Source organism: Kitasatospora sp. NPDC001225, from assembly GCF_053597855.1.
On record NZ_JBSFJC010000385.1, the window covers coordinates 1 to 2,095 of the forward strand.

Sequence of the window (2,095 nt, forward strand, 5' to 3'; positions counted from 1 at the left end):
GCCGGCAGCTCCAGAACGTCCCGGAGGCCTACCGCACCCGGGTCAACGACGTCCTGCTCTGCGCCCTCGGCCGGGTGCTGGCCCGCTGGACCGGACGCGGCCGGGTGCTGGTCGCCCTGGAGGGCCACGGCCGCGAGGAGCCCTTCGACGGCGTCGACCTCTCCCGGACCGTCGGCTGGTTCACCACGATGTACCCCGTCGCCCTGGACGTGCCCCCGGACGCCGACCCCGGCACCGCCCTGAAGGCCGTCAAGGAGAGCCTGCGCGCCGTCCCCGGCGGCGGCCTCGGCCACGGCGCCCTGCGCCACCTCAAGCCGGTGCCGGGCCTGGCGCTGCCGCGGATCGGCTTCAACTACCTGGGCCGGCAGGACTGGAGCGCCACCCCCGGCGGCCTGCTGCACGCCCCGGCCGGCCCGCTCACCGGCGGCATGGACCGCACCGCCCGCCGCCCCCACCTGCTGGACGTGCTCGGCCTGGTCGCCGAGGGCCGGCTCTCCTTCACCTGGTCCTACTCCCGCGCGGTGCACCACAGCGGCACGGTCGCCCGGCTGGCCGCCGAACTGCTGGACGAGCTGCGGGAGCTCGTCCGCCACTGCGCCGAGCCCGGCGCCGGCGGCCGCACCCCCTCCGACTTCCCGCTGGCCGGCCTCGACCAGGCCGGCGTCGACCGGCTGGCCGGCACCGGACGGGAGGTGACGGAGATCCAGCCGCTCACCCCCACCCAGACCGGCATGGTGGTGCACGGCCTGGACGAGGCCGAACACGGCCTGTACGTCGAGCAGATCACCTTCGTCCTGGACGGCGCCCGCGACCCGGGCCTGCTGGCCGCCGCCTGGCAGCACGTCGTCGACCGCACCCCGGTGCTGCGCACCTCGGTGGCGCTGCGCGACGTGCCGGTGCCGCTCCAGGTGGTCCACCGCCAGGCGCAACTGCCGGTCACCGAGCACGACTGGAGCGAGCTGGGCGAGGCCGAGCGCGCCGCCCGGCTGGAGGAAGTGCTCGCCGACCAGCGGGCCCGCCCGCTGGTCCTGGACCGGCCCCCGCTGCTGCGGCTCGACCTGGTCCGGCTCGGCCCGGACCAGGTCCGGGTGGTCTGGGCCTTCCACCACGTGCTGCTGGACGGCTGGAGCGTCTTCCACGTCCTCGCCGACGTGCTGGCCGCCCACGCCGCCCTCGCCCGGGGCGAGCGTCCCGAGCTGCCCGAGCGCCGCCCCTTCGCCGAGTACGTCCGCTGGCTCGCCGCCCGCGACACCGGTGCCGCCGTCGAGCACTGGCGCGGCGTGCTGGCCGACCTCGCCGCCCCCACCCCGCTGCCCTACGACCGCCGGCCCGCTCAGGGCGACACCGCCCGCTCCGGCGACTGGCTCTCGCACCGGCTGGACGAGGCCGCGACCGCGCGGCTCCAGGAGTTCGCCCGCCGCCACCGCCTCACCCTCAACACCGTGGTGCAGGGAGCCTGGGCGCTGCTGCTGTCGCGCTGGAGCGGGGAGCAGCGGGTCTGCTTCGGCACCACCGTCTCCGGCCGGCCCGCCGACCTGGCCGGCTCCGACGGCATCGTCGGCCTGTTCATCACCACCCTGCCCGCCCGGGTCGCCGTCGACGGCCGGCAGCCCTGCGCCGACTGGCTGCGCACCCTCCAGGAGGAGCAGGCCGAGGACCGCCGCTTCGACCACCTGCCGCTCGCCCGGATGCACGGGCTGAGTCAGGTCCCGCCGGGCACCGAGCTGTTCGACAGCCTGGTGGTCTTCGAGAACTACCCGGTCGGCGACGCCACGGCCGGCGCGTACGGCCTGCTGGTACGCGACCTGGACGCCCGGGAGGCCACCAACTACCCGCTCACCGTGGTCGTCTCGCCCGGCGAGCGGCTCGCCGTGGAACTCGGCCACGACCCGCGCTTCCTCGACCGGCGGACCGCCGGGCGGCTCGCCGACCAGCTGCTGCACACCCTGAACGCGCTGGCCGCCTCGGACGGCGCCACCCCGCTGGACGGGCTCGACCTGCTGCCGCCCGGCGAACGGGAGCGGCTGCTGCACGGCCCCGCCCGCCCGGCGCTCGCCCCGGTGCCCCCGGCGACCCTGCCCGCCCTGGTCGAGGC

The 2,095-nt window shown here is 76.9% G+C and carries 1 protein-coding gene; it reads left to right on the forward strand.

Annotated elements, in window-relative coordinates; all coding sequences use genetic code 11:
- On the forward strand, nucleotides 1–2,095 hold a 2,095-nt coding region (locus ACWDCZ_RS40705), incomplete at both ends, for a condensation domain-containing protein (protein ID WP_449818640.1).